This window comes from Algoriphagus faecimaris, assembly GCF_900101705.1.
In the GTDB taxonomy this organism is placed as follows: Bacteria; Bacteroidota; Bacteroidia; order Cytophagales; family Cyclobacteriaceae; genus Algoriphagus; species Algoriphagus faecimaris.
In genome coordinates, this window is record NZ_FNAC01000027.1 from 14,096 (window position 1) to 34,112 (window position 20,017).

The following is a 20,017-nucleotide window of genomic DNA, read 5'->3' on the forward strand; positions in this document are numbered from 1 at the left end:
GAACAGGGAACAGGGAAAAGATAATAGAGATCTGGGAACAGGGAACAGGAGATTATGAGAATAGATTATCGAATGAGGAATAGCGAAGTTTCCAGATTGGTAGGGATGAGACTTCCTTGTGCTGAAGGCGAGATTTCTGGCCTTAATTCGGATTACAAATCCTACGATAAGGGGTCGGGATTGCAAATCCCGAACAGCCTGAGATTGGAGAAAAGGGAACAGGGAAAAGATAATAGAGAATGGAGATTTAAAAATTGGAGAACAGGGATGACCTAGACCGCCTGGATAGTTGACATAAAAACCTTCGAGGTCTGCTTTCCCGCTGTATGGAATGTGAATCGGATCTATAGGCTTCGGTGACGAAAACCTCAAAGGTTAGGATTAAAAAAAGGGCCAGTGCTTGAACTGGCCCGGCAGCCGAAAGTTGTGAGCTCTGGCTGCAAAAAATGAGATTAGAAATAAACGGGTTTATTCTTCTCGATGGCTTGGGGAAAAGTAGGCAGTGGCAGTAGGCTGTCTTGGAGAATTGGAAGAATAGAGATTGAGAGATTGGAGAACAGGGAACAGGGAAAAGATAATAGAGATCTGGGAACAGGGAACAGGAGATTATGAGAATAGATTATCGAATGAGGAATAGCGAAGTTTCCAGATTGGTAGGGATGAGACTTCCTTGTGCTGAAGGCGAGATTTCTGGCCTTAATTCGGATTACAAATCCTACGATAATGGGTCGGGATTGCAAATCCCGAACAGCCTGAGATTGGAGAAAAGGGAACAGGGAAAAGATAATAGAGAATGGAGATTTAAAAATTGGAGAACAGGGATGACCTAGACCGCCTGGATAGTTGACATAAAAACCTTCGAGGTCTGCTTTCCCGCTGTATGGAATGTGAATTGGATCTATAGGCTTCGGTGACGAAAACCTCAAAGGTTAGGATTAAAAAAAGGGCCAGTGCTTGAACTGGCCCGGCAGCCGAAAGTTGTGAGCTCTGGCTGCAAAAAATGAGATTAGAAATAAACGGGTTTATTCTTCTCGATGGCTTGGGTGAGAAGCAAGCCAATACCGATTAACCCGCTGGGGGAAGCCGAAAACCCTTTGAAGAGAGTAGGCGCTTTAACCAGGTTTCAAGGGGAGCAGCTTCATCTGCTTCCCTTTTGAGACCCCAAACGTTTTCTCCTTTTTTGATGTGTTAAAAAAGGGTGCAAAGTTATGAACAAACTAATGAGTAAGCTTCCGCTCCTTGCCTTTGTGCTAGTGGCGTTTGCTGCCTTTGCCTTTAACATGCCCGGTGAATTAGATCCGGAGTATGCACAGGATCCTGACAATCAGGAGATCTGGTATGATTTGTCATCGGTAACACCTGGACCCAACACTTATGAGTGTGATGATGTCCAGGATGTTTGTACCAGAGTACTTCCAAGTAGCTCTGCGGCTATGAAAACTTCTGGGGAATTTATCAAGAACGGTACACTTCCCGTAGTTCAACCTTAGTGGAAAGGGAGGCTATTCTTTTTGGGTTAGCCTCCCTATTTTTATCTTGGATTTTGTTCCATTGGGTTAAAATCCATTTCATCAGGAGGAATTGGAATGGCATATCTGGGATCATTTGGTGGTAATTCGGCTTGTTCAGCATTGAATTTCCTCACCAAAGTAATCGCTAAAGCCGGATCTGTATTTAACCTTTTAAGGTCAAGCCATCGAACTCCTCGGAATACAAGTTCTTTTCTCCTTTCCAGAAGAATATGTTCAACCAATTCCGCGTCAGTTCCATCAAATGGCTGGAATTCGACGGATGAAATTCTGTGCTGCCTTAACGTATTGATGGCATTTTTGGCATTTTCAACATCACCCAGCCTGACTGATGACTCGGCATAATCCAGCCAAAGCTCATCGGTCGCCAAGCCTCCGAAAGGATAAAAATCCCCGGTATAATGCCCTCTCATGTTGTAAAGCGTATCCACCCTCGCAGTTCTGAAAAAGAGCGGAACTCTCAGATCCCCTTCTTCATAAAGCTCAACCAGATCAGGGTTGATGTAGGTTTCTCTGTTGGTCGCATACCTGTTGGTGATCAATTCGGAATAAAAAATCACCTCGGGATTGAAAATTTCGAAGGAATAAGGCAAACCATCATTCAGTTCATTATAATCCATTAATTCATCTTTGATGGAGAGTGCTTGTGATGAATGTTCATTGGCCAAAGAATATTCCTGCCGTGTCATGTACACCCTGCTGAGTAGGGCATGGACTGACCATTGGGATGGTCTAGTGGGAACTGTTGCAATCTGCGGAAGGTCGCGCAAAGCCTCATCCAAATCCCGGATAATTTGCTGATAGGATTCCTCCAGCGTAGCTCTGGTTGTTTTGATGTTGACATCTGAGGTAGTTCTCAGGGGAATACCCAATTGATCACCTTGGTCTGGACTATACTGGGGAGCAAAATGGGTCAGGATTTCAAAGTGCCCCAAGGCCCTGTAGAACTTCGCCGACGCGGTTAATTCTGCTTTTCTGGAAGCTTCTGTCTGGGAAGAGGGACTGTATTCGGCCAAGCCATCCAGTGCGACGTTTGCATAAAATATTTTCTGATAAATGGTTGACCAATTGGGGTCGTATTCTCCCGGAATGTAGAATTCCTCAGCCCAGAAATAGGTGGAAACTTGATGCGGCTGCAGCCGATTAATCGCGCCTGGACCGAGATAAATGTCATCCGATCCCAATAAGCCTGTTGCCGGGGAGGTATTGAGTCCTCGTAGTTTGGCATCCAGTAAGGCCTGAAAATCATCCAGTTCACTGGGGACCACCAAGTTTTTGGAAGGTTTTTCAGACAGAAAGCTGTCGCAGGATGAGGCTAATCCCACAATCAGGGAGAAGAGGAGTATTCGTAACATTTTCATAGTAGTATCATTTTAAATTTTCCGGATTTTCATTGAAGTAATTCCCAGTTAAAAGGGTGGCAGCAATAATCAACCATAATCTGCTGCCGGGAGAGTCAGGTTGGGTTTCCCCAGCCTTATGAGGTTAGCTATTTGGGTTTATACCTGTTCTCCTTTTACCCTTTGTTGCTGGGATCAGAAGTTTGCTTTTAGCCCAAATGAGAGTGTTCTTAAACTTGGGGAGGTGCGGAAATCGGGATCGGGAACTTCCTTACTGGCTTTCCAGATCAAGCCCAGGTTATTGCCATAGGCATAGATTTCCAGGTTTTGGATTCCTTTCAGCCGGTTTCTACCAAAGCGATAGGCAATGCGTATATCCTGCAGCCGGATATGATCTCCTTTTTCGACCAGTGATTCACTTCGGAGAAGAAACTGGTTTCTTGAGGCATTGACTGTCCCGGGGTCAGAGGGAATATCCGTGGTGAGTTCATCTCCAGGCTGCCTCCATCTTCGTTCGTAATCTGCGTGTTCGAACTCCCCTCTGTTCAAATTGTCATAGTTGATGGTCTGCCTCCGAAAATAATAGCCCATCCGGTAGGAAATATTCGCCGATAGCAGAAAGCCCTTCCATTCAAGCGTGTTTCTAAAGGATCCAAACAGTGTTGGCCTGGAAGATCCATGATATATCAGCTCCTCCAATTCACTTTCATTCAGGATAGTGCTATAATCAGTACTAGGTTCCCCATTAATTATTCCTCTGGGGTCACCTGAATCAGGGTCCAAACCTCCCCAGGGAAGGCTGTAGGTGTAATAGAGTGGACGGCCGATGACAGGTACCGGACTGCCTGCATTTGAGGTAAGGACCTGTGCCACGGTGGGATCGTTTTCAAAGTCGGTGACTTCTTCTTTTACCCAGCTCAGGAAAAAGTTGTTGGTCCACTTCACCGGACCATTTAGGATTTTGGTATTGAGTACCCAATCCAAACCCGCAGTTTTGGTACTTGCGTAGTTGATGGTGGCAAGCCCCACTCCGGAGGAAGCAAAAAGCGGCTGTTCGCCGAGGAGATCCAGTCCTCTTTTTCGGTAATATTCCAAGTATCCGCTCAGTCTTCCGTTAAACATCTCGTAGTCGAGTCCCAAATTTGTAATCTGGATGCGCTCCCATCGGAGTTCGGGGTTGGGAGGGCTGAGTATCCCCAGAAAAGGAGAATTGATCAGGGGATTGGAACCAGCCCCAAAATAATTGGCGGTAGTAAAGGCGGTGGCGTTTGGATTTGTGTTTCCATTGTAACCATAGGAAAGCCGCATCTTGAGGAAGTCCAACCAGTCTGAATTGACAAAACTTTCCTCGGTTAAAATCCAGCCCAAACCTGCCGACCACAGGGGAACTGCCCGCTGGTTGGTATTTACTCCGAAAATATTGGAAGCATCCACTCTGGCACTGGCGGTAAGGAAGTACCTGTCTTTGTAGGAGTATCCGGCATTTCCGAAACCCGAGACATATCGGTTGACTGTACCGGAAAAATTCTGAACAAAAGGTATAGTCCCGGGAAAACCGATCGAATAAAGAGTAAAGAACGAGAGGTAATCCACCGGCTGTGAGGTTGCATTTAGGCTGTTGAACCCGTAGGCCCTGCCGGAATTCCCCTCGGACTGGACATCCCTGATTTCCGATCCGGCCAGCACATTGAGCTGGTGGTCATTCCATCTTTTTTCATAGGTCAACTGCCCCCTCAGGGTGTGGCTAAAGGAGCGCTGGTTGGAGAAGTCCAAGATTCCTCCCAGCGGGACATGGTTGATCAGGTTGCCGTTTGGATCGATTTCCGTGAAATCATTGATCAGTTCGCGGGTAGTATATGCTGTCTGGGGACTGTTTTGCTCATTATTTTGCTGGTTGGTCCAGTATTGATAATTCACCTTGAAATTCAGCCCCCGGCTGATTCTGTAGTCCAAATTTGCTGTCAGCCTCAGGTCGTTGGCCCGATTGATTCTAGGGCTCAGCCCTATTTCATCCAGGGGATAGTATTCCCAGTCCAGTAGACCTGTACCCACTGTGGATTCTTTGAATCGCTGGTGAAAGGAGCGGTATACGGGTAAGGGATTGCCGTTTTCATCCGCAAGGCGGTCATAGGGATAGAAATTGGAGATGGCCGGCAGCCCATCTTCCGAGTCGCTGATAGCCAAATATGCTCCAAGTGATAGGTTCAGTCTGTCTTTTGCCAGTTTGAAGTTCTGTACTGTGTTCAGGGTCAGTCTGGAATTGTTTTGGGCAACTTGGTTTTGACGGTTATCATCCCAGCCCAGGGAAAAAAGATAGGAATGCTTCCCTCCTCCCCCGTTCAGGTTTAGCGCGTATTGCTGTAAAAGCGATGGTCTGTACATGTACTTTGACAGCTCGTTTCGCACATCCGAATTCCTAAACCTGGCGATCCGGGCATCCCGTTCATTTGGGGTAAGTTGTCCCTGTTCAAAGGCATATAGGGTTTCCACCAGTGGAGAAACCGGGGATTTGAAAAAGGAATTGACCGCACCGGCAAAGGCTCCATCCTCATAAAGCTGGATTTCCTTGTTCACAAAATCGTTGATGCTCATTTGTGGTCTGTAGAAGGGATCAGGAGCTTGGCCGATGGTGGTATTGGCAGTCAGACTGATTCGAACCGGCTGATCAAAGGTTCCGCTTTTGGTGGTGATGACAATCACCCCGTTTCCTGCTCTGGCTCCCCATATGGACGCGGCTGCGGCATCCCGGAGTACGGTGATGGATTCCACATCATTGGGGTTGATATTGGATAGCGGGCCCTCGTAGGGAAGGTTGTCGATGACGATCAGAGGCTGGCTATCGGAACGAATGGTACCTGTACCCCGGATGGAAATATCCTCACCATATTCCAGGTCGGAGCGGTCCCGGTTAAAAATCAAGCCCGGAGTCAAGTCTTCGAGACGGTCGATGATGTTGGTACTGATTCTGCGATCCACCAGCTCCTGATCGAGTTTGGCAAAGGAACCGGTGGCCCGTTCTGCCGGGAGTTCCTCAAATCCTGTGGATACCACAGCCACCTCATCCAGTCCCAGTTCATCCATTTCCAGGATTATCCTCAGACTGGAAGTTTGGTCGGGGCTGAGTACCAGCTCTTGGGTTTTGTAACCGATGAAACTGATGACCAAAGTGGGCGAGTCGGTATCGGGAAGAATCAGGACAAAGTCTCCTTCTTCGTTGGTAACCGTTCCCAGGCTGGTTCCTTTGAGGACAACATTCACCCCGGGAATGGGTGTGCTCTGATCAGGTTCTAGAACAGTTCCCGACACTTTCAGATCCTGCGCTTTGATCTCCCAGATCAAGAGCAGGGCAAGCAGTAAGAGTATTTGTTTTTTCATTTTTATGGATTGTTTAGGGTTGTTTACTTTTTGGATTTTTTTCTTTTTCGTTTTCCCCTGAGGAATTGAGGATGGCAGTCATTTTTCGTGAGAAATCTGGGTAATCCTGTGCGGATAATTTGAAGGAAATCACTTTGCCCCTACTGTCGGTAAGCAGGGTAAATGGATACCCCGAAACTTCGTAATGGGACACCAACTTTTCTTTAGAATCGGGTTCAAGCCGGTAATTGGGGATTTCTTCAGCAGAGAAATGGGGAATATTTTCCACCCAGAGATCGGGATCTTCGTCCACGGAAACAGCGATTAACCGGAGTCCCAGATCCTTTCCTTTCTCTCGGTAAAAGGGAAAGAGGTAATTTTTAAAATAGCGGGCACTGTGGGGACAGGTGGAGAAATAGAAATAATAGAGTGTGGGAGAATCGTCGAGTTGATCGGAAGAAGACCTCCTACCCTCCCTATCAGTCCAGTTAAGAGAGGGCATGGCTTTATCCGTGGAGACCGAATTGGCAAGTGACTGAATCCGTTCTTTCCAGGGAGAGGATTCTACCTTGGAACCCAGGCTTTCTAGGGTTTGGGTGGGGTTTTCGTATCGTTTCAGATTGGCAGACAGAAACCCGGTCAGGATTCTGTCTTTCAGTGCACCACTGAAGTTTGCGCTGACGACAGATCCAAAATCTTCCTCATTCAAGAGAGACAGCAAGGTCATTTTATCCAACTGGAGATCCAGATAGGGTGCCGAGATCAGTTTGGATTTAAGGAGAAATCCCCCGTCCCTGATTCCGAGGAGCTGGGATTCTATTTTATTTCTGATTTGGTTGAGTTCCTCTCCCTCTGCGATTCGGTCAAGTTCATTGAAGTAAAAGCGATAGATGGTGGAAACAAAGGGTTTGTAATAGGATGCATAGGTTTCAAGGAGGAGAAGATCGTAGGATTCAGGGTCCAGTTTAGGTTCGAAGGATTTAAGGATTTGGAGTTGGCTATAGAGTTCACTTTCTGCATTTCCCAAACCCTCCAGGGCTTTGTTCAGTCCTTTTTTTCCGAAGGTCTGAAATTCGAGTCTAGCTCCGAATTGGTCATTGGCCGCCTGAAAGAGAGAATCGTTTTTGGGGTCGGAAAGGAGGTTGTTGGCCGAGGAGATGACCAGTGTTCTGGGGGAATCGAAGGATTCTTGGTTTCTGGATCGGTCAAGCAGCCACTGGGCTTCGTAAAAAGCGGCATCGGGTCCACCAAATAGCAGGATTGTAGCGGAGAGATCTATTTTTATCTTCAGGCTATCCCCAGGACGGATCAGCATGTTTTTGATCAGCATTCTATCCTCCAGTTCCAGGGAGAAGTATGCTGGGTCTTGGAATTGGTCAAGTGTGAATTCAAACTTTCTAACCCTGGAATCTATCACGCCGTCAAAGAAGGTCCCCTCGCTTAGCGGGGAGTTAAAAGTCTTATTCATAAAGCGGCTTTTTTTGCTGAAGTAGTAAGGGGAAAGCGTAAGGGACAGGGGACTTAGCGAATCCGGATTGATGATTTCCCCATAAATAAGGGTGGTGTTTTCCTCCCCCTTTTGGGCGGGAGTGCTGTACTCCTCCCGCCCGGGGTGATGGGAGTCGGCATCAAAAGACCGATTTCCCGTGGGTGAACCAGCAACTTGACTCATTGATAATGGAGAATATACCAGGAATAGTAGGAAGGCTAGTGAAATAGGTTTTAATCGGATATCAGGAATATTGGAAGAAATACACTCCCTTTGGTCGTGAAATACCCGCCTATCGGCGTGAGATATGCTCCTCGTTCCTCGGAGCGAGATAAGCCATCCACCTACATGGAAGTATTGCATGCTTATTGGATGGAGCTGACTTCTAATTGATCTTTTAGCTTTCCGGAAAAAGCACAGCAGTTCCAGGAAGCATGATTGTAGTAATTTTTTCATGTGTTTATAATTGTCTTTTAGCGGTCACATGGAATCTCGCAATTATAATCATCCCGGTGTGTGACGGGTACGTCATGCTCGATTTCATGTGTCTATAATTGATTTTCAAAGGTCACATGGAATCTCGCATGGTTGATAGTCATACCAGTGTGTGACGGCTACGTCATGCTCGATTTCATGCGTTTTAGGGTTGTGATTGATTGAGATAGAGGAGGAAATACGCTTCGCGAAATACACCTTCGGTGAAATACGCCATGGGCGAAATACAGGCCTATCGGCCTGAAATAGGGTCTAAACATTGGACGAAATACGGCTTTGCCGAAATAGACTCCTCGTATCTCGGAGCGAAATATGCGCTCCTTCGTCGCGAGAAATACGAACCATAGTAGAATCTTCTATTTCAGCCCGCTTGCGGGCTTTATTTCCATAGTATTTCTACCGTGCTTCCACCGTATTTCAATAAGTAAGAACAATAGTCTCCCACCCTGACTCCGTATAAGTCAATCAATCAATGGATTAAGAAATTATTGAATGGATAAGCGAAAATCCTCTGCAGCGGAATGGGCTTATCATTTTTGTCAAATGGAATGAAATAGGGCCGCTTTTAGCGTCTGAAACACTTGGAAACACAGGCCTATCGGCCTGAAATAGGGCCGAAACATCTGACGAAATACGGCTTTGCCAAAATAGGCTCCTCGTATCTCGGAGCGAAATATGCGCTCCTTCGTCGCGCGAAATACAGGCCATAGCAGAACCTTCTATTTCAGCCAGCTTGCTGGCTATATTTCAAATGTATTTCCACATTATTTCCATCCCAATGACTGATTACGTCGCCCCCTGATCAAGAGTGGTAGTCCCCTTGGGTGATACAAACCCCTCGGGAAGCAATCAGGGAGAATAAAAATAGGTTTAAGTTGGGTTCTTGATTAGGTTTTTAAAGAGCTGCTTGGGGGTAAGATTTACCCAGGCAGGTTTGTGAGATTGAAATGATGCTTCCATGGCAATGGTTTAAGTTGGAAGACCGAAGACAGAAGACCGAAGGGTCTATGACCAAAGTACTTGTGATACAGATCTTATCTATCTGCACATAGAAATAGAATTTCCACCATGCCCGAAAGGGCAGCATTACTAGCAATAGGTTTTTGAGAAATCGTCGCCCGCTGACTCTGAATGGTATGTCCGTCTTGACGGAGCTGTCAGGGAGTAAAAGTGTTAAGTTTTAAATCAGATCGGTTTTTTCGGCTTACGGGGATAAAGCCAGTCAGAGGCTATGATCCCAGAAGTGGCTAAACCCATGACCCAGGTACAAGATGGTACAGGAAGAGATTCTTTCCGGAAAATTACTCCCGGGAAGTGCGTTACTCCAGAAAAAATCAAGGTCTGCTCCATGATACTTGGGTTATAATTAATGTCCAAGTTGAGACCAAGCCATAAAAAGAGGCGTGGACCCAAACAAGCTGTCTTAGAGGTACTGGTATACCTGAGGAACAAGCAAGTAAGTAGCCCACGCCAATGGCGTGAGCATTCTCACTCATTTATCCCGTTCCTCAAATGAAATTACCAGTTTCCTAAGACGAGACTCACAAGTGCAAATGCATTCAAATGAATATTTGCCGATTAAAGAACACTTTAACCGCAACTAAGATACGAAAAACAATTAAAAGGACAAATATGTCCTAACAAAAAATTCACTAAATATTCACTATTGTCATGTGGGACGAAAGCCAAATTACAAAAACGAGGAATTTATAAAGAAAGTAAGCGCAAGAATTCTTGAAATTGCTAAAGAAAAAGACATTGTTCAGGATAAAATTGCTGAACTTTTTCATGCCGACGATAATAGACAAATCGGACGTGTTCTCAGGGGTGAGACTAATTATGGAATAAGTGAACTTGAACGATTTGCTAAGGTATTAAAAGTTCATCCAAGGGAACTGCTTGATTTTGAATGGGAGTAATTCAGTATTTAATCTAAATATCTCTTACCATTTTTAATATTCTCACACAACTACGTCTGGAAAAGTAATTTTCTCTCTCTTCTCCCAGATCTCCTGAAATTCGGGACATGCCTAGCGTACACCTTATATATTTCCCTGATATTCGGATAAATCGAGACTAGGCTGGCAGTGCAGTAGCGGTTTCATCGTTCGTGCTTCGCATGCGACGAAAACCTAGTTATTGCGTCTAGTTTTTTATTCTTCTTCAGTAAATAAATCCGTGAACCTGCTTTTCAATTCGTCAATGCTTCCACTTATTATTGGTCCAAGGTACTCACCAACCGACTCGGCAACTTGTCCTCCTGCTTCATCTGCAATTTTAGACCCTAACTTTTTAAAAGCTCCTTTTAATACACCTTTCAATGAAGTGTCGGCTTCTGCACCAACGTCAACAAAGGCTTGTTTTATCTGGTCTTTGGAATTTTCAGGTAAAAAGGATTCAAAAAGTGAAACAAATGCGTCAGTCGTCAAACGGACAAGTTCTGGCGAAAATGAACCGTCAGTTATATGGTTTAACTGTTTTAGTTTAGCTCGTAAATGATCTATCAAATAAGGATTGTCAATCTCAATCCCAATTTTATCATTGTCTTTGAGGAAAATCGGGGTCTTGAGTATTTCCTTTAATTCTTGGTCAAGTTCTGATTTACTTGTTTGTCTTAGTTTCGATTCATATAGAAGGTTTCTTGCCTTTGTTCTTGTTACCCTTAACTCTGAAACAAGTTCATAGATTTCTGGATTCTTATTGAAAATTCCTAGTTCTTGAAGCTTGATAAAGATTAGAATATCAAAGTCTCTTTTTGACATCGAAGCAAATGCAGGTGTCAAGTAGTCTTGAAGCAATTCTTTAAATGCTTGTTTTACATTTTCTGAGTCAAGTTCATCGAATTTATTTATTATTTCACTCATCTGTTTTCAAATTAGGTACAACGGTTCTGCGCTTGGCGTTCGTACGGGATTTCGGAGGACAAAACTGTCAACCCACCACAAAACTCCAATTGAAAAACTGAAATTGAATTTAACCACTTCACCCCGCATGACGCCAAACGCATGTTAGGGCATCGTGCTTCTTCTTCGTTCGTTTGTTTGACGGTCGTTTTTGTTGAGCGTTGGGACAGACACACTCTTTGCCAAGCTTGGGTATTAGCGTTGGCTTGTGCGGCTTGGCAATGTGTATGGGTGCGTAGGGATGGCATTTTTATAGTGAATCGATAAAGCCTTTAATGTTGTCCCAAGTCCACACTCTTGTGTAAACACCTTCTAAGTCAGTACGATCGTCTGAGTAAGCCCAAAAACCTCTGATTTTTTTACCTTCTTCCTTTGCACATTGGATTTCCCATTTTTGACCAGTTGATTTAAGAGAGTTTTTACTGACTAAAACTAATACTCCATCTGAACGCTTAATCCTCGTTCTCACTCTATCTTTCCAATCTTTGTCATACGGTTCTTTCACTGACATGTCAACATACTCAAATGGCGATTTTGTGTTAAGGGATTGACCTTTTAAAAAGTCTCTTTGTGTTTTGTCTTCAATTGCGAAGGCAACGAATATTACTTTTTTGTCTGCCATAGTTTTTTTTAATGATTAAATTCTTTTATCTCTTACAAGTCTCCAATAATGGTAACCCAAAGCGGTGAGTTTGCAACTTTTTGAATGCATTGCAGCAAAGTACATATGCTGTTCATCCACAGGAACCACTAAACCTACACTTGCTAATTTTTGTAAATCTTTAAAAACCGCAACGTTTTTCTCATCTGCATGTGGTTTTACAAATTCGTGTTCTATTGCTGGGTCGTTAGTGAATTCAAATGATGGGTCAAGTTTAAATTGGTCTTCAGGAGAAGTAAAATATTGGTTCAGTCTTCTTAAAATTTCTGGAGAGATTTGGGGAGAAACAGTTCTTAGGGATGTAAAACGAGTAATGTTCGTTTTAAAGACTGGTCTCTGGTCCCAAGGACCAAGAGCTTGGTCAATGTATGAATAAATGCTGCCTGGTGTTATATGACCTCTTAAATCTGCTGCTCCGCCTTGCATGGCGTCTAAAAGAAGATTTGTAAAAACGCCATGTCCATTGATTTCTACGGAAGCTTCATCAGCTTTACTTGCTGTTAAAATCGAAACCCCTTCACCTATTTGAGCATTTCTTCCTCCATTTAATTTCGGGTTGCCAAATGAACCCGAATGACAACAGTCTAAAATGATTACTCGGTTTTGTGCTTTGGATTCATTGGCAATGTGAAGTATATCATCCATTGAAATTCCTTCGTCATTTGCTGTGAAATCAGGTGTAACAATTATTCCACCGCCTGTTTCATCAAAAAATCCATGACCCGAAAAATAAAAGAGAGTTGTCTCACAATCCCCCGCAAACAAGTCTTTTATATGACCTTTTAAATCTCCTTTAGTTGGAACATCTGTTAGCAACCGTACATCAAAATTGGGTGAACCATCACCGTTTGTTTCCAATGTATTTCCAAAAGCTGAAGCATCATTGATGCATCCGTATAATTCTGCATTTGGATAGTTGTTTATTCCTACTATAAGTGCTTTTCTCATAAGTTGAATATATTAACGTTTCGGTTTTCCGCAATTATCCCTGTATTAAACCAAGAATCGAATTGCGAATACGAAAATTCACTTTCGATTACAAATAATTTACCTTCATTGGTACCTTTCACAAATATTTTTTTTATAAATGGATATAGAATGAGATATTCCGTACCCTTGAAGGACTTAGGTGGAGTATTTTCCTTTGATACAGGTATTATGGCACATTTATTTGTGTTTCCATCAACATATCCTAGTTCCCAAGGAATCCATTTAGACATTGAGGAATTTGTCGAAATAGCAAGAAGGAGTGTTTTGGAATTTTTCATTCTTTCTCTTACAAGAGTTGCAGATTTTTTGGTAACGTTAGCTCTGTCAAGATGTGGATCAACAATCCAATCGACATAAACAGAATATCCAAAATCCGTCAATTCTTGATAAAGCCCTTGAACTTCGGCTTTATCTAAAAAGCTATGAGATAAGAAAATATCAAATTTCGTTGTTATTGGAACATTACGAGCACTGAACATCCTGCTCTCAAATAAACTCTGTTTTTTAGTTGCAATACTTTTTAATTCTGCACTACTGTATATACTCATTATTTTATTTCCTTTTAATGATCTTGGCTAAGTTGTCCCAAGACCAAGTGATTACTTTCTTACCTTTCAATTCTTTTTTTCTTTTTCAAAGCTGATTTCAATACCTTTTGAATGCTTCCTTCGCCCCACTAGGAGTAGTCAAATTTTGGTAGCTCCTGGGTGGGGTCCACGATAGCTATCGGGAGCAGTCCCACTCTACTTTCCTTACCAATTTGCAATTGTTTTATCTCTCTGCTCTATTCCAGCAAGATTCCACAGCGCAAACAGCATTAAATTTTGTCTTATGGTTTTGAACTAGTTTTTAATATGGCAAGAAAGGGAAAAATTTTATAAAAAAAATACCCAGTACTGGGTATTTTTTGGGTTAAATGGGTGGTTTTGACAAGATTTGTCGGATTTTTTTGGAGTAAATGCCTTCTGAAATGAAAATTTTCTAAGATTAGGGCACTATGCTATGCTTTAATAGCTAATCTCTTATGCTAAAGCCTCTTTAACCCTTAGCTCCTGGAAGAAAAAGGAGCCCTGCACATCAATGAGGAAACCCGAGAAGTGCACCTCGTGCACGAACTCTTTTGGGACGGTAAGGATGAAAAATGGTGACGCCAATCACCGCCAATCTCTACCTGATGATGGAGCAGCGCCGGGACAAAGCCACCGGACTCCCCTTCCGCATCTACGCCATCGACATGAATAAAAAGGAGCGCGGAGAGTACATCACGAGTTACTTGCCTGAAGCTAAAGAATGTAAGCCGATACTTTAGAGTACTAGATACGATATAATCCCCCTCTTGACGGCTTTTCTTCAAGTTCGCTTGGGATAATGCTAATGCCTTTGCTTTTGTACTTTTTCCCAAATGAATCAACAACCAAAAACTTTAGATAAACCATCTTTGAAAACTCTTCATTTGGATAAATAATATCATAAACAAGGATTAATTCTTCTCCCCTTTCTAGACAGGGATATTTTTCATAGCTTTCCTTAATATGCCAAGATTTTATTCTATGCTTAGCATCACTCTTCAATTTTAACAAAAATACCCATCTGCCAAGAAGATTATGTTCAAAAACAGTTTTGATATATCGTTTCTCTAGGCTACCATTTACAATTTCAACCTCGTAATTAAGGTAGCTCCTTGCTGATCCGGTAGTCTTTGTAACCGACTTGATATTAACTTTTAAGTTTCCTTTTGTTCTTCTTAATTCAAGAAGAATCGTTAATCCGATAGAAAATAACGACAAACAAAAACCGCCAATTCCTAAATACTCTACCAAACTAAGCTCATTCATCTCTTCTTTCCTTTCCCCATCAGCGGAGCCAAGTACTCCTCATACAGTTCAAATAGATATTCGATTCTGGCCATTTCCGAGGTAAAAGCCTGCGGACGATAGCAGAGATCCACCGCCCGGTCGAGCTCTTGATGCGCCTTCACCAGATCCGGAGGCATCAGCAGTGGATCATAGAGATCCGCGAGGCTACTCTCAGGATACTTCGCCCGGGTATCCAATACTTTCTGCGCCTTCTCTTCGACAAGCTTTTTATTCTTTTCGGATGGATTCTTTGGCCAGGGGAAATTATTGTATACAACAGTATTTGAATACCTATAATCGCTTTTAAGTCTACCACAAGTATAATTAACCCAAGTCATGTGCATCCCTGATGTGAGCACTCCGAAAATAAAAAAATCAACATTAGGTAATGTTATAGCGCTATCACTAACAACAATATCTTTATCAATATATCCAAGCGGAATATACTTTCTCCTTTCAGAGGAAACTCTAGGGATTATAACATAGTCCGTCAAAGGCTGTCGTTCCTCAATGAATAAAGCTGGAAATTCAGCCCATTTTTGGGTTGACTTCTTTGAACTTTCCAATCTCATTTTCCTGACTAAACTTAACCTCTCTTGGATAACGGGCATTAATTTTAATTCAGAAGGTTTAATTTCTTTTAGCCATAAACACCATCTTTTGATGTTATTCAAAAACTCCCTACTTCCTAAATATTGTCTAATAAACGGCTTTGCCAAGGGTTCTACATTTAAAAAAGCATCTAATTCTTCATCCTCAATAATTAAATTACCCCCATCTGTTGGAGAACTGCCTTTGGTCATTTCTGGTACATTACAAAGGGGCTTTGAACGCTTTGAAACAAACAAATCCTTACCATTAACCAAATAGGGATTGATATTCCTGACTTTTACTTCCAAAGGTTCTCCATTTATATCCTCATAGGAAAAAAGCTTTTTTTCTTTTCTTTCAAAAAGTCCAAATCCAATAATCACTACGTGAACAGCTGCATTTCCTTTAGCCTCGTTTTTCCAGTTAAAAGTTCTATGAGCAAAATTTATTTTGACCATATTTTCTAAAAACATCTCTTTCCAAAGAATCCCAACTTGTTCCCCTTGTGAAATTGAATTTGTAGAAACAAAACCAACTTCAATAGAAGTGTTTTGAATGTATTTTGCCGCTAAAAGATACCAGCCAGTAACATAATCCAAAACTCCTGAACCTTGTACACCACTAAAGACGTCAGCTAAATCCGCTCTTTGCTCTTTGGACTGATATGAATACCCGTAAAAAGGAGGATTCCCCAGAATATAACTTAGCTCTTCTTTGGGCACTACCTCCTCCCAATTGATCCGAAGGGCATTGCCATGGACGATTTTGGCGGATTTACGGAGAGGCAGTCGGGCATAGTACTGCCCGAATTCCTCCGAGATCCGCAGGTTCATCTGATGATCCATCAACCAGAGCGCCACTTCAGCGATCCGTGCCGGAAATTCATCATACTCTATCCCGTAGAACTGATCCACATCGATGGTCATGATTTCCTGAATCCCGATGGCCTGCTGGGCCCCGTAGATTTCCTTCAGCACATCCAGTTCCAGGAGCCGCAGCTCCCGATAAGTGATGATCAGAAAATTCCCACAGCCACAGGCCGGATCCAGAAATTTCAGCTTGCCCAGTCGCTGATGAAACTCCCGCAGCTTATTTTTATTTCCCTTCAGCTTTTCAAACTCCTCCCGGAGCTCATCCAGGAATAGAGGTTTGATCAGCTTCAGGATATTTTTCTCGGAGGTATAGTGAGCGCCCAGATTTCGCCGCTCGATGGGATCCATCACCGACTGAAACATGGACCCGAAGATGGCCGGAGAGATTTTACCCCAGTTCAGCGCACTGCACTGCAGTAGGATCTCCCGCATCTTGGAGTTGAAGGCCGGTATCGGCAAAAATTCCTCGAAAAGCTTCCCATTCACATAGGGAAAGGTCGCCAAATGCTCATCCAGACTGGACATCCGGTTTTCTCGAGGAGTATTCAATACCTGGAAGAACTGAGCCAGCAGACCGCTCAGATTACTGCCATCCTCTCCGGATTTGACCTCGATCAGTTCCTTAAAAGTATCCTTCTCAAAGATCCCCGTATCATCCGCAAAAAGACAGAACAGCAGACGCACCAGGTACATCTCGAGTGCATGGCCAGTATAGCCACTTTCCTCCAATTGATCATGGAGCTTGCCCATAAGTTCAGCCGCAGCGATATTCACGGCATCTTCTTCCTTGAAGCTCCGCTTCTGATAGCCCGCGATAAAGCCGAACAGCTTGATATTTTTGTGAAACTCCGAAAGGTGAAACTCATACTCCCTCCCCTCATCCAGGTCATAGAGCTTAAAATTATCAAAGTCGGAGACCAAGACATATTTGGGTAGCTCATGTTCTTTGATGCCATGAAAATAATCCGTCGCCTGCTCAAAGGCCGCATCCAGATTTTTACCCTTGGATTTATGCTCCACTAGTAGTGTCCCCTTCCAGAAAAGATCGATAAACCCCTGTTGATTATTCAGCTTTTTAACCGGCTCCTCAAAGGTGGCCAGCCTACGCCTAGAGATTCCAAACACATGAAAGAAATCATTCCAGAAGGAATCCTTTTCGGCACGCTCCCGCGTTTCGCCTTCCCATTCTTTGGTAAACCTCAAGGCGCGATCCTTGATTTCATTCCAGCTTAAAGCCATTGATTAAAAGTTAGGTTGATGAAAAATTGGACATCAATTTGTACATAATGATATCGGAAAAACAGGTTTAATCAAAGTAAAAAATAGATGATAAGTTTTACCTTGGATAAAACTTTTGAGATATGAATTATTGCCAGGCCTACTTCAATAGAAATCTTGACGATTTGAAAGAGTCAGATTTGATTACATTTTTTGCTACCCACCAACAAGAAACACAATACATTGAATTCAAAAGTTCTGGAGAAACCAATGCAGAAAAAATCTTTAGTAAAAGTCTAAAGCCTGCCATTTGCTCATTTTTAAACTCTGAAGGAGGGATCCTTATTTATGGCGCACCTAGAGAGGATCACAGAAATTCTGAAAACCCAGATAACTTTAAGTTGAGACCTTATCATCCACAACTTCTTGGTGACCATGATTCAATCATTCGAAAAATAGCAGACGGAATTACTCCAATGCCTATTGGTATTCGACTCAAAGAAGTTGAAGTGGAAGACGGGATGGTTGCCGTCTTTGAAATTCAAGAAAGCCAATCCAAACCTCATCAAACGGAAAACATCTACCAAATCCGAATTGATGGCCAGAAAAAACCTGCCCCTCACTATTTGATTGAGGCAATGATGAAGCAGGTCACTTTTCCCACCATAAAGGCTTATCTAAAGACCAAAAGAAGTGAGTATTGTGACCTGAAAAGTGATACACTTTTAATCTCATTCGATCTTAGTTTTATAAATTTTTCTCCTTTCCAGAATGAAAAAAACATCCGGTATCGACTAAAAGTCGATGGATCTATGATTTTAGAATTAGGGTCATCTAAAGGGGAAAACCTTTCAAAAGAGACAGACTATTTTAAAATAGAGAATCTTACTTATGGAGAGCCATACACAGTACCCTTTACTCTCTCTGGAAACTTTGGAATGATTCAATCAGATAAGAAGGTCCTTCTTAACATTATTTTTCACGGCGAGTCTTCCCCTTCAAAACTTACTGTTTATGAATTTTATATTGAACAAAGAAACTTGAGAGGTTTCTTAAAAGGCGGAAAAGCTATTTTAGATATCGATAATATTTTAATTTCTGAACATAAAAAAAACCTAGGACTAACACATGAGGAATCATTAAAAAAATCTCTTGGAATTGATTTTTAAAATCGCTGTCCTATCCTCCTCATGAAACCAATACCATCTTGCTTTTAGAACCTTAATTCTAAAAATCATTCGATGGCTACCGAAATAGTAAATCCCCTCCCCTCCATCCACCCCGTACTCGATCCACTGATCGTTTCTATGGCTGATCCTGTAAGCCGTGCCTCGGGAAGGGGTGACCAGTCTCAGGCAGAAATTTAGATCGAGGCCGAAGATGTACTGAACCCAGTTGAATTGCGAATTATCGGGGAGCTATTTAATCCATGACTGGACCGGTAAAGAAAAAAGTCATTACATGCGAGGAGATCCTGATCGGGTCCAAGTCGAAACAAACTGATTCCAGGTCAAGTGGGCTGCCTATGACGAAACCGCAAACGGCCTCCGCATCAACCGACAGGAGCTCGTACCAGTCATCTCAAGCTAGGAAGATTTTGGATTCTTTGTCCAGCTCTTTGGCACTCCGATCAAAAAATTCAGCCTAAACGGTCTCTTCCAGCAAGTCACGGACCGCTTTGATCTGGCCAGCTTCGCCATCTATGATGCTCAGGGAAATCTGATTGAGAGGCAGTCGTTGGAGTTTCCGGAGGGGGAAGAGCTCATTGAGTAAAAAAGTGGCTCAAAACATTTTTTTCAGAAATCTTCGTGCATTTTGGAAAGAAGAAGATTCTCTAACTTATTATCAATTAACAAAAATCTAATTACCCAATGATTAACTTTATCATTCATGCTTCTTGGCATCTTTGCATACAAGTTTTTTATCTTTTTCTCTTCTTGCCCTGTTTCGATCCCATGGATAATGGCTTCGCCGTATTCGTGAAGCATTGTAAATCCTCGCTGAAAATTATAAAAAACCTCTGAAATCAATTCCCTTTTTTCAATTAAAAGGGGCAATAAATCTCTATCTCCCAAAAAATTATTTTCATCAAAGGCTTCAGAAAATAAATCATCTATTTCTTTTGAACTATCCCAATACTTTTCAGTAATAATTTTAAAAATTCTTGCAATTCCAGATAACGATCGAGGTACATAGGGAAAGTCTTTTTCTAGGTTAAAATTATGACCTAGAGTAAACCTAGATAAACAAAATTCAACTTTCTTATTGATCTTTTTATTTAAAATATAAATTTTTTGACAATGTCCCCTCCTTAGACTTTGTTGGTAAAATCGATATTGTTTATAACCAAAAAAACCACCAAACACCAAAATGATAGTTTGGATTGTCATCATACCAGCCATCCAAATGCTTGCGGCATTGTCTACTGTAAAAAACCACTGTTCTAAATTCATAATCTAAATCTTAACCTCTTTTTCCCTTAAATACCTCAGGCATTCACTGAGCCTGACTTGATTTCCTTGGTCAAGATAAGAAATCGCCAGCAAACAAGTTTCTTTTAGGTCACGGCCGGCAGCTAGCCGATCATAGGGAAGTTTCTGATGAGTCTCACAGATCCTCTTGATCTTGGCATTGATCCTCCTCTCCAGCGTTACCAGCTCCACCCGAAGCTGCTCTTCTTCATCTGTTAATTTCCTTGACAAATCCATGCTTACATTTT

At 42.5% G+C, this 20,017-nt stretch carries 17 protein-coding genes; 6 read left to right on the forward strand and 11 right to left on the reverse strand.

What is annotated here, in order from left to right; all coding sequences use genetic code 11:
* Positions 1-72 precede the first annotated feature (72 nt).
* The 3 genes from BLQ57_RS13740 to BLQ57_RS13750 all read left to right on the forward strand — a co-directional run bounded on the left by BLQ57_RS13740 (position 73) and on the right by BLQ57_RS13750 (position 1,490).
* Positions 73-276, forward strand: coding sequence for a hypothetical protein (locus BLQ57_RS13740; RefSeq protein WP_139162741.1), 204 nt, complete (start codon positions 73-75; stop codon positions 274-276).
* Positions 277-626: 350 nt separating this feature from the next.
* The gene (locus tag BLQ57_RS13745; RefSeq protein WP_139162742.1) at positions 627-830 is read left to right on the forward strand and encodes a hypothetical protein; all 204 of its coding nucleotides are present in this window, start codon (positions 627-629) and stop codon (positions 828-830) included.
* A gap of 390 nt (positions 831-1,220) precedes the next feature.
* Positions 1,221-1,490 (forward strand): hypothetical protein, encoded by a 270-nt coding sequence (locus BLQ57_RS13750; protein WP_139162743.1) that lies wholly within the window; start codon positions 1,221-1,223, stop codon positions 1,488-1,490.
* Between the two features lie 41 nt (positions 1,491-1,531).
* Here BLQ57_RS13750 and BLQ57_RS13755 read toward each other — a convergent pair whose 3' ends face one another.
* From BLQ57_RS13755 to BLQ57_RS13765, 3 genes are all read right to left on the reverse strand, one after another.
* A complete protein-coding gene (locus BLQ57_RS13755; protein WP_087940144.1) occupies positions 1,532-2,890 on the reverse strand; it encodes a RagB/SusD family nutrient uptake outer membrane protein in 1,359 nt (452 codons plus the stop codon).
* Positions 2,891-3,064: 174 nt separating this feature from the next.
* A complete protein-coding gene (locus BLQ57_RS13760; RefSeq protein WP_087940145.1) occupies positions 3,065-6,244 on the reverse strand; it encodes a SusC/RagA family TonB-linked outer membrane protein in 3,180 nt (1,059 codons plus the stop codon).
* 13 nt (positions 6,245-6,257) lie between these two features.
* The gene (locus tag BLQ57_RS13765) at positions 6,258-7,895 is read right to left on the reverse strand and encodes a TlpA family protein disulfide reductase (protein WP_169712764.1); all 1,638 of its coding nucleotides are present in this window, start codon (positions 7,893-7,895) and stop codon (positions 6,258-6,260) included.
* 1,985 nt (positions 7,896-9,880) lie between these two features.
* Here BLQ57_RS13765 and BLQ57_RS13770 point away from each other — a divergent pair.
* A complete protein-coding gene (locus BLQ57_RS13770; RefSeq protein WP_087940147.1) occupies positions 9,881-10,126 on the forward strand; it encodes a helix-turn-helix domain-containing protein in 246 nt (81 codons plus the stop codon).
* 234 nt (positions 10,127-10,360) lie between these two features.
* On the opposite strand, the gene BLQ57_RS13775 is transcribed toward BLQ57_RS13770, so the two are convergent.
* From BLQ57_RS13775 to BLQ57_RS21465, 6 genes are all read right to left on the reverse strand, one after another.
* Complete coding sequence (locus tag BLQ57_RS13775) at positions 10,361-11,071, reverse strand: hypothetical protein (protein WP_087940148.1); 711 nt, start codon at positions 11,069-11,071, stop codon at positions 10,361-10,363.
* 289 nt (positions 11,072-11,360) lie between these two features.
* Positions 11,361-11,732, reverse strand: a complete 372-nt coding sequence (locus BLQ57_RS13785) for a TIR domain-containing protein (protein WP_087940150.1) — start codon at positions 11,730-11,732, stop codon at positions 11,361-11,363.
* A 15-nt stretch (positions 11,733-11,747) separates the two neighbouring features.
* Complete coding sequence (locus BLQ57_RS13790; protein ID WP_087940151.1) at positions 11,748-12,719, reverse strand: caspase family protein; 972 nt, start codon at positions 12,717-12,719, stop codon at positions 11,748-11,750.
* Complete coding sequence (locus BLQ57_RS13795; protein WP_087940152.1) at positions 12,716-13,309, reverse strand: toll/interleukin-1 receptor domain-containing protein; 594 nt, start codon at positions 13,307-13,309, stop codon at positions 12,716-12,718. Before BLQ57_RS13795 ends, BLQ57_RS13790 begins: the two co-directional genes overlap by 4 nt.
* Positions 13,310-14,074: 765 nt before the next feature.
* On the reverse strand, positions 14,075-14,596 hold the full coding sequence (locus BLQ57_RS13800; RefSeq protein WP_087940153.1) for a hypothetical protein: 522 nt from the start codon (positions 14,594-14,596) through the stop codon (positions 14,075-14,077).
* The gene (locus tag BLQ57_RS21465; RefSeq protein WP_087940154.1) at positions 14,593-17,319 is read right to left on the reverse strand and encodes a class I SAM-dependent DNA methyltransferase; all 2,727 of its coding nucleotides are present in this window, start codon (positions 17,317-17,319) and stop codon (positions 14,593-14,595) included. The genes BLQ57_RS13800 and BLQ57_RS21465 overlap by 4 nt, the downstream gene beginning before the upstream one ends.
* A gap of 164 nt (positions 17,320-17,483) precedes the next feature.
* Here BLQ57_RS21465 and BLQ57_RS13810 point away from each other — a divergent pair, with 164 nt between their 5' ends.
* Together BLQ57_RS13810 and BLQ57_RS21570 are read left to right on the forward strand one after the other, a co-directional pair.
* Complete coding sequence (locus BLQ57_RS13810) at positions 17,484-18,467, forward strand: AlbA family DNA-binding domain-containing protein (RefSeq protein WP_169712766.1); 984 nt, start codon at positions 17,484-17,486, stop codon at positions 18,465-18,467.
* Between the two features lie 72 nt (positions 18,468-18,539).
* Positions 18,540-18,665, forward strand: coding sequence for a hypothetical protein (locus BLQ57_RS21570; protein WP_262481081.1), 126 nt, complete (start codon positions 18,540-18,542; stop codon positions 18,663-18,665).
* Positions 18,666-19,094: 429 nt separating this feature from the next.
* On the opposite strand, the gene BLQ57_RS13815 is transcribed toward BLQ57_RS21570, so the two are convergent.
* The gene (locus BLQ57_RS13815; RefSeq protein WP_087940156.1) at positions 19,095-19,751 is read right to left on the reverse strand and encodes a hypothetical protein; all 657 of its coding nucleotides are present in this window, start codon (positions 19,749-19,751) and stop codon (positions 19,095-19,097) included.
* Between the two features lie 3 nt (positions 19,752-19,754).
* Positions 19,755-20,006 carry a hypothetical protein gene (locus BLQ57_RS13820; RefSeq protein ID WP_087940157.1) on the reverse strand — a complete coding sequence of 84 codons (252 nt, stop codon included), beginning with the start codon at positions 20,004-20,006 and terminating at the stop codon, positions 19,755-19,757.
* Positions 20,007-20,017 lie beyond the last annotated feature (11 nt).